At 48.7% G+C, this 8,550-nt stretch carries 9 protein-coding genes and 1 pseudogene; 8 read left to right on the top strand and 2 right to left on the bottom strand.

Going from position 1 to position 8,550, the window contains the following annotated elements; genetic code table 11:
- Window positions 1-272: pseudogene (locus ACTTKG_RS07365) on the bottom strand (GDSL family lipase); the annotation flags it as partial.
- 124 nt (window positions 273-396) lie between these two features.
- On the opposite strand from ACTTKG_RS07365, the gene cobO reads away from it, so the two are divergent.
- The 8 genes from cobO to ACTTKG_RS07325 all read left to right on the top strand — a co-directional run bounded on the left by cobO (window position 397) and on the right by ACTTKG_RS07325 (window position 7,659).
- Entirely contained in the window at window positions 397-939 is a 543-nt protein-coding gene (cobO, locus tag ACTTKG_RS07360) for a cob(I)yrinic acid a,c-diamide adenosyltransferase (protein ID WP_442673587.1), read from the top strand.
- Window positions 940-1,043: 104 nt separating this feature from the next.
- Complete coding sequence (gene ilvD / locus ACTTKG_RS07355; RefSeq protein ID WP_442673586.1) at window positions 1,044-2,696, top strand: dihydroxy-acid dehydratase; 1,653 nt, start codon at window positions 1,044-1,046, stop codon at window positions 2,694-2,696.
- 19 nt (window positions 2,697-2,715) lie between these two features.
- Window positions 2,716-3,198, top strand: a complete 483-nt coding sequence (locus ACTTKG_RS07350) for a tRNA (cytidine(34)-2'-O)-methyltransferase (RefSeq protein ID WP_442673585.1) — start codon at window positions 2,716-2,718, stop codon at window positions 3,196-3,198.
- Window positions 3,199-3,266: 68 nt separating this feature from the next.
- Window positions 3,267-4,193, top strand: coding sequence for a UDP-N-acetylmuramate dehydrogenase (murB, locus tag ACTTKG_RS07345; protein ID WP_442673584.1), 927 nt, complete (start codon window positions 3,267-3,269; stop codon window positions 4,191-4,193).
- Between the two features lie 133 nt (window positions 4,194-4,326).
- Entirely contained in the window at window positions 4,327-5,046 is a 720-nt protein-coding gene (pyrF, locus tag ACTTKG_RS07340) for an orotidine-5'-phosphate decarboxylase (protein WP_442673583.1), read from the top strand.
- Window positions 5,043-5,618 carry an orotate phosphoribosyltransferase gene (gene pyrE, locus ACTTKG_RS07335; RefSeq protein ID WP_442673582.1) on the top strand — a complete coding sequence of 192 codons (576 nt, stop codon included), beginning with the start codon at window positions 5,043-5,045 and terminating at the stop codon, window positions 5,616-5,618. The genes pyrF and pyrE overlap by 4 nt, the downstream gene beginning before the upstream one ends.
- A gap of 77 nt (window positions 5,619-5,695) precedes the next feature.
- Complete coding sequence (locus ACTTKG_RS07330) at window positions 5,696-6,385, top strand: hypothetical protein (protein WP_442673581.1); 690 nt, start codon at window positions 5,696-5,698, stop codon at window positions 6,383-6,385.
- A gap of 14 nt (window positions 6,386-6,399) precedes the next feature.
- On the top strand, window positions 6,400-7,659 hold the full coding sequence (locus ACTTKG_RS07325; RefSeq protein WP_442673580.1) for a methionine gamma-lyase family protein: 1,260 nt from the start codon (window positions 6,400-6,402) through the stop codon (window positions 7,657-7,659).
- Between the two features lie 57 nt (window positions 7,660-7,716).
- Here the strand turns inward: ACTTKG_RS07325 and lexA are convergent, their stop codons facing one another.
- Window positions 7,717-8,331, bottom strand: a complete 615-nt coding sequence (gene lexA / locus ACTTKG_RS07320; RefSeq protein ID WP_442673579.1) for a transcriptional repressor LexA — start codon at window positions 8,329-8,331, stop codon at window positions 7,717-7,719.
- Between the last annotated feature and the right edge of the window lie 219 nt (window positions 8,332-8,550).

Raw genomic sequence — 8,550 nt, 5'->3', positions numbered from 1 at the left:
TCATAGGATGACTTGAGGGTGAAATCAGAAGCAAAAGCATGATATTCCGGCTCTCCTTCGATAAGTCCCGTCGTTTTTGAAAGCGCTTCGATGCGGTAGCGACACGGATAGGGCAGACGTTTCCATGAGATGACGATGTGGTCGCCTCTGTTTTCAAAGATCGGATGAAAAGGGATATTGCGCAGACCGAGTACATCGGTCTTTTCCGTCAAAAAAGCACAGAGAACTGTAAAAGATAGTATAATGAACGTAAAGAGAAGAAATTTTTTCATAAAAGCACCACAAAAAGAAAATAGAGGTTATAATGATAACTAACTTAATTAGTATACCATGAACATCCAAGAGGTCAAGTCCAAACGGTACAGACCGATGGACAACGGTCATGGAAGGAGGCACATGATGGAAAAAAAGGGGCTTATTCTCGTTCATACGGGGGATGGCAAAGGGAAAACGACAGCGGCTATCGGTCTCGCCGTGCGTGCATGGGGCGACGGTTTTCGCATCCTGATCCTGCAATTTATCAAGGGCAGCTGGAAATACGGTGAGCTTACTGCACTCAAGGCTCTTGCTGAAGCAGATGGGCGCATCGAGATAAGACCTATGGGCATAGGCTTTACAAGAAATGCTTCCCTTGAGGAAATGATCGAGCATCGAAAAAAAGCGCAAGCGGCGCTGCAAGAAGCTGTCTCCGAAATCAAGAGCGGGAGATGGGATATGGTCATCCTTGATGAAATCAATTATGCTTTGAAGTTCGGTCTGCTTGAAGAGCAGGAAGTTTTGACGGCTCTATCGCAAAAGCCCGCTGCTCTCCATCTCGTATTGACGGGCAGAGATGCTTTGCCCGCCGTCATCGAATGCGCCGATCTCGTAACGGAAATGAGGCTTGTCAAGCATCCGTTTGAGCAGGGGATTCGCGCACAAAAAGGCATCGAGTTTTGAACCGCAGATAAATATCTTGAATGTAGCGGTAAATTGCGATACAATCTAGGGTATATTTTGTACTCCTTTTCGTGTATAGTTTGAATAGACAGGCGGGATAAGTAATGAGAAGTGACGTTGTTAAAAAAGGCGCGACGCGCTGTGCGCACCGTTCTTTGTTCCACGCGATGGGCTATGGTCCCGAGGATTTGCAGAAGCCGTTGATTGGCATTTGCAATTCATTCAACGAAGTGATTCCCGGGCATATCCATCTCCGTGAAATTGCAGCGGCGGCTAAGCTCGGCGTAGCTGCTGCCGGCGGCACGCCGCTCGAATTTCCGGCAATCGGCGTCTGCGACGGCATCGCTATGGGACATACGGGTATGAAGTATTCACTTGCCAGCCGTGAACTTATCGCCGATTCGATTGAATCCGTAGCTATGGCATCGGGCTTTGACGGGCTTGTACTCATTCCGAATTGTGACAAAGTCGTTCCCGGTATGCTGATGGCGGCGGCACGGCTGAACATTCCGGCGATCGTCGTAAGCGGCGGTCCGATGCTTGCAGGCCGCTTCCAAGGGAAGGATGTCAGCGTCAGTCAGTCCTTTGAGGCTGCGGGAAAATTTGCAGCAGGTCTCATCGACGAAAGCGTCATGGAAGAACTTGAAGAGCAGGCATGTCCCAGCTGCGGTTCCTGTGCAGGTCTTTTTACTGCCAATACGATGAACAGCCTGACAGAGGTTCTCGGCATGGGACTGCCGGGCAACGGCACGATCCCCGCCGCCTATACGGGGGCGCGCAGACTGTTGGCGAAACGTGCAGGCGCCGTCGTCATGGAACTCATCAAAAACGACGTGAAACCGCGCGACATTATGACGCACAAGGCGTTTGAAAATGCCATCACCGTCGATATGGGGGTGGGCGGTTCATCGAATACGGTTCTTCATCTGACCGCCATCGCCCATGAGGTCGGCATCGAGCTTCCCGCACCGCTTTTTGATGAAATCAGCCGCCGCACGCCGTATCTGACGAAGCTCAGTCCGGCGGGCAAGCATCACATGCAGGATCTCAATGAGGCGGGCGGTCTTTCGGCGGTCATGAAGGAGCTTTCTCGCAAGGGACTCATTCATTTGGATGCTTTGACTGTCACGGGAACGATCGGCGAGCGTATAAAAAATGCGAAGATCGTGCGCTCAGATGTCATACGCACCGTTGACGATCCTTACCGCAAGCAAGGCGGTTTGGCGATTCTGCACGGCAATTTGGCGCCGGATTACGCCGTCGTCAAGGCCTCTGCTGTGGCAGAAGATATGCTCGTCTACAAAGGCACGGCACGCTGCTTCTCGTCTGAAGAGGCGGGGGTCAATGCCATCATGTTAGGCGAGATCAAAGACGGCGATGTCGTTGTCATCCGCTACGAAGGTCCAAAAGGCGGCCCGGGTATGCAGGAGATGCTGAATCCGACCGCTGTCATCACAGGCATGGGACTCAAGGTCGCACTCATTACGGACGGTCGCTTCAGCGGCGCAAGCCAAGGCGCATGTATCGGGCATGTTTCGCCTGAAGCCATGTCAGGCGGTCCCATCGCGCTCATCGAGGATGGCGACATCATCTCGATCGACATCCCCAATCGCTCGCTTCGCCTGGAAGTTAGCGACGAAGAACTTGCCACGCGCAAGGCGGCATGGAAGCAGCCGGAGCCGAAGATCAAGACAGGCTATCTTGCCCGTTATGCCAAACTCACAACATCGGCGAGCACGGGCGCGGTTCTGCAATAAAACGGCAGGAGGAGAATTCTTGCACATCGTTTTGATTGAGCCGGAGATCCCCGGCAATACAGGAAATATCGCGCGCCTTTGCGCCGTCAGCGGCATAGATCTTCATCTCGTTAAACCCTTGGGATTCTCTGTCGAAGATAAATATTTGAAACGCGCCGGGCTGGACTATTGGCGTTTGGTTAAGGTGCATTATCACGAAAACTTCGCCGAGGTTCTGCAGCTTTTCGAAGGCAAAAAGTTTCACTATTGCTCGAAGAAAGCGCCGCGCTCCTACAATACCGTGTCATACACGGCCGATGATCTTCTCGTATTCGGGAAGGAGACGGCAGGGATTCCCGAAAATCTGCTCAAAGAGCACTGGGACGACTGCATACGCATTCCCATGCGCGAAGGAGCGCGATCCCTAAATCTTTCGAGCGCCGCCGCTATTGTGGCGTATGAAGCCATGCGACAGATTGGTTTTCCGGGACTTGAGCCTTCCGGTCATTGGCATGAATCTTGAATCATCGTGCGGATGCATTTTATATTTTTCCAATTGACGAGAATATGAAATTTTTGAGATGGGGCTGAATGGATTTGCAAATCGACCAAAAATTTGTTGACGAGATTCGGAGCCGTATGGAGCCGTCATGTGTTCTCCTAAACGAGCCAATGCGTGAGCATACGACATTTCACATTGGCGGTCCGGCGGATGTGCTCATCTTCCCGACTTCAATGGAAGATGTGTCGTTTGTTTTTCAATGCTTGAAGAAGCACGGCATTCCCTTCGTGATTCTCGGCAACGGTTCCAACGTACTCGTCTTGGACAAAGGCATACGCGGAGCTGTCATCAAATTCAATTCCCTGTTTTCTGCCATCGAGAAGAAGGGCAATATCCTCAAGGCAGGCGCCGGCGCACTCCTCAGCGACATAGCAAAATTCGCCGCTGAGAAAGGGCTTTCCGGCATGGAATTTGCCTGCGGCATACCGGGAAGCATCGGCGGGGCTGTATTCATGAACGCCGGAGCTTATGATGGTGAAATGAAGCAAGTCGTTTCTCTTGTTCGAGCGATTTCCCCCGAAGGGAAAACGGTGCATTTTGCAGCAGATCATTTAGAATTCGGCTACCGTCACAGCATTTTTCAAGAGAACGGCTGCGCTATCTGCGAAGTCGAACTTACTCTTGTACCAGGCGCGGTACAAGATATCGAGGAAAAAATGGCAGGGTTTACGAAGCGTCGGGAGAGCAAGCAGCCTTTGGAAATGCCAAGCGCCGGCAGTACATTCAAACGACCGGAAGGCTACTATGCCGGAACCTTGATTGAACAGACGGGACTTAAAGGATTCACGGTCGGTGGGGCGCAGATTTCCGAAAAACATGCGGGTTTCGTCGTAAACACAGGCAGCGCCACGGCGGCAGATGTGCTTGAACTCATCCGTCAAGTACAGCAGTGCGTTTTTGACAAACATCAAGTCAAGCTGTTTCCCGAAGTTCGTGTCTTAGGCGAGAAAGATTGATGCCTTATTTGCGCGAAGGCTCGTGGTTACTGGGGTTGTGGGTAGCCGCTATGCACCGCCTTGATACAATATAGACAAACTTCGGCTTCCATACTATAATAATGTAAGAGAGAAATGTTTGGGGGGATAGGAAATGGCAGATGAGCGGTTAATTGTAGCGTTGGATGTTCATTCCGTGGATGAGGTGCACAATCTCGTCGAAACATTGGGTGACAGTGTAGGATTTTACAAGGTTGGCATGGAGCTGTTTTACAGTATGGGTGCCGAAGTGATCGAATATCTCAAGAGCAAACACAAAAAGGTGTTTCTCGATCTAAAACTCCATGATATTCCCAATACGGTCGCCAATGCCTTGCGTGTTTTGACGCGGCTGGGAATCGACATGATCAATGTCCATGCTACAAGCGGCTTTATCATGATGGAAAAAGCACTCGAAGCGGTTAAGGATGAGGCGGAAAAACTTGGCATCGAAAGGCCGAAACTCGTGGCAGTAACCATTTTAAGCAGCATCAGTCTGAAAGATTGGAGCAGGATGTGGCCGGATATGGATCTTGATGATCAGGCTGTCCATTTGGCAAAACTGGTGCAAGAGGCGGGGCTTGACGGCGTTATTTCCTCACCGATGGAAGCGGAAACCATTCGGGATGCTTGTGGTCAGGATTTCCTGATCGTGACGCCGGGCGTGCGTCCTGCGGGTACAGCCATTAACGATCAGAGCCGTATTACAACGCCGGCAATCGCCTTAGGAAGCGGCGCTACACATCTCGTCGTTGGACGCCCCATTCGTTTAGCGCTGAATCCTAAACATGCGGCAGAAAATATCCTGAAAGAGATGGGGAGCGTAAAGTCATGACAGAAGCAGAAGTCAAAGACTTACTGACAGAGACCCATGCCATTATGCATGGTCATTTTCTCCTGACATCAGGGCTGCACAGCCCGCACTATGTAGAGAAGTTCAATGTATTGCAGCATCCGCAGTATACAGAACGCCTTTGTCGTGCGATAGCGGAAAAGTTCAAGGACAAGAGCATTGATACCGTCGTAGGTCCTGTAACTGGCGGTATTCTTTTGGCGCACGAAACAGGAAAAGCCCTTGGCACAAGAGCCATATTTACCGAGCGTGAGAACGGAAAAATGACGTTCCGACGCGGGTTTTCGTTAGAAAAAGGGGAACGGGTCCTGATTGTCGAGGATATCGTCACGACCGGCGGGTCGATTGAGGAAGTCATTGAGGTTGTGCGCGAGTTTGGCGGAATACCTGTAGCTGTGGCAATGCTTGTGGATCGCAGCAACGGAAAGGTGCATTTCGATGGAGTACCGTGCACAGCCCTTCTGCACATGAATGTTGAAGCGTACAAGCCAGAAGTGTGCCCCCTTTGTAAAGAGGGTATGCCTTTGACGAAACGAGGCAGAACCGGCAAATAGATAGGGTACCTATGAAAAAGACAGGAGCGTAGAGTCGGCTCCTGTCTTTTCGCATACCATATATCGAGGAGAATATCTTGAAAGAAGAGCAGATAAAAAAAGTCGAAGAAGATGTTCGTACATGGGCGTATTTAGAGAAGTTGCCGGCATTGTTTGAAGGATTCTCGTATCGAAAAGATATGACAATCGAAGAAGATATATATCAACTGTTTTCCTACGAGAATCCCGACGAGCACTGCATCGCCACGGCGTATTATCATGAAGAAACTAAGGAATACAAGGTTAGCGTGCAAATCGGTCTGACGAAATTTTGCTGCATTGAATTTATTGCATCCAATATTTCTGCCTTTGAAAAACATCTTGATGAGCATCTGAAAAAGCTGCTTGTGGAGCTCATCACATTCGAGCCAACAGCCGTCAGCAGCATCGTTCGCAAGAAGAATATTATGGCGTGGGAATACGGAAAAACCCTTCCTGTATCACTGGAAGGATTTGAACGATTCATCGGACCGGAAAAGCCGCTGAAAATTACGAACGGCTCTTACATCATCTTGGATTATTCCGATTTTTCCATTGAGAGCAATTTTGCTATCTATTACAATATTTTTCGTGATGAATTCTTCGGTGAAGGCAGAATTCGCGGGATTCCGGAAATCAATTACCTTTTCGATGCAACCGATCTCAGCGAACTTGCTACCAAGCTCGAACATCACCTCGTTCCACGATTGCAGGATGTTCGCCGAAAAGCGATGGAACAGAACGAATAGGAGGATTTTATCTCATGCCATTTTCAAGCAGGGTTCTTGCATTAAAAGAGCAAGTCTTAAAAGATTTAGAAGATCCTTTTCGGAAGATCGAAAAAATCAGCGAAGAAAATACCTTGAAAGTTCTTACAGAGATGCGAAATTGCAAGGTTTCTGATATACATTTCAACACATCATCCGGTTATGCGTATGATGATATAGGCAGGACGAAACTTGAAGAACTTTATGCACGCGTCTTTGGAGCTGAGGACGCGTTGGTGCGTACGCAATTCGTTTCCGGTACACATGCCTTGGCTACGGTGCTGTTCGGCATATTGCGCCCGGGAGATAGGCTTGTATCTTTGACCGGCGCACCTTATGACACGATGCAGACAGTCATCGGTCACGCAGTATCCAGTCCAGGCTCTTTGAAAGAACACGGCGTTCTTTACGATGAACTTTCGCTGGAAAACGGGCTTGTTGCTATAGATCAAATAGATGCAGCGCTTGATGAAAAGACGAAAATGGTCTTGATTCAGCGTTCTCGCGGGTATAGTATGCGGCCAACGCTGTGCATCAAAGACATTCAAGCCATTTGTGAAAAGGTTCATCATCTGAAACCCGACTGCATTTGCTTCGTTGATAATTGTTACGGTGAGTTTGTAGAATTGCAGGAACCAACGCAAGTAGGAGCCGACATTATGGCAGGCTCTTTGATCAAAAATCCCGGTGGGGGACTTGCGCCAACGGGCGGTTATATTGCAGGACGAAAGGATCTTATCGAACTTGCCTCTTATCGCTTGACAGCACCGGGCATGGGAGCAGAACTCGGTGCATCACTTGTCAACAATCGCTTGTTTTTCCAAGGCTTGTTTTTAGCACCTCATGTAGTATCACAGGCAATGAAAGGGGCATTGTTTGCGGCGGGGGTTTTTGAAAAACTCGGTTACACAACGTATCCCAAAACGAGTGATGCAAGAGGGGATATCATTCAGGCAATCGAGTTGGGTTCAGAAGATAAACTCCTTGCATTTTGCGGCGGCATACAGAAATATTCGCCTGTCGATTCCTTTGTGAAGCCGGAACCGTGGGATATGCCGGGGTATACGGATCAAATTATTATGGCAGCGGGAACGTTTGTGCAAGGCGCATCCATCGAGTTCAGTGCGGACGGACCTCTGCGGGCGCCTTACAATGTTTATCTGCAAGGCGGTTTGACATTTGAACAAATTATGTTCGGCATTTTGGGAGCCGCCGAAGAAATCGAAAATCTTACTAAGAAAATACTGGTTCCATGAAGTTGGCTGGATAGCTGAAGAAAGGGCATGCAGAAAAAAGTCTCTGCATGCCCTTTCTTAAAATCGGCGATATGTACCGATTACTTTTCCGAGTACCCGAACACTTTTTTCGAAAAATGGTTCCATCTCGTCATTTTCCGGCTGTAAACGTATACAATCTTTTTCTTTAAAAAAACGTTTGACAGTGGCGCTTCCATCCTCAACAAGAGCGACAACAATATCGCTATTGTCTGCCGTTTCCTGCTGTTTGACAAAGACGAAGTCACCGTCATTGATCCCTGCCTTGATCATGCTGGATCCCTTTACCCGCAAGGCAAACACTTTACTGCGCGTACCAATAAGCCCCTGAGGGATGGAGAACACTTCTTCGATATTCTCTTCCGCCAAAATCGGAATACCTGCCGTTACGGTACCAACAAGCGGAACGGGAACATTACGCTCCCAAGGCTTCTCTTCAAGAATATCAATAGCCCGCGGTTTCGCCGGGTCGCGCTTAATCAGACCGGACTCTTCCATCTTTGCGAGATACCCGTGAACTGTAGAGCTGGACTTCAATCCCACAGCATTGCCGATTTCACGTACAGACGGTGGGTAGCCTTTTTCTAATAAAAAGTTTTTGATATAAGAAAAAATCGTTTGTTGCCATTCGGCAGAAGTATGACGTCGTTTCATGTTCATCACCCATAAACACCGATATAGTTGCTCTATTCATCTGCGTCAAATACGCACTACTGACTTTATTATAGCAGATATGCTATTTTTACGCTATGGATAGCATAAATAAAAACTTATTGATGGATTATTTTTTACATTAAAAGGCGGATGTCTATATTTATTACTTCCGATAAGTATAAATTATCGGAAGTAGCCAATTTAAATGCGTTTTCCTCA

It is taken from the genome of Selenomonas sp. (genome assembly GCF_052169755.1).
Taxonomy (GTDB): Bacteria; Bacillota; Negativicutes; order Selenomonadales; family Selenomonadaceae; genus Selenomonas.
The sequence above is the reverse complement of the archived record's forward strand: the minus strand, read 5'-3'. Positions and strand labels throughout refer to the sequence as shown.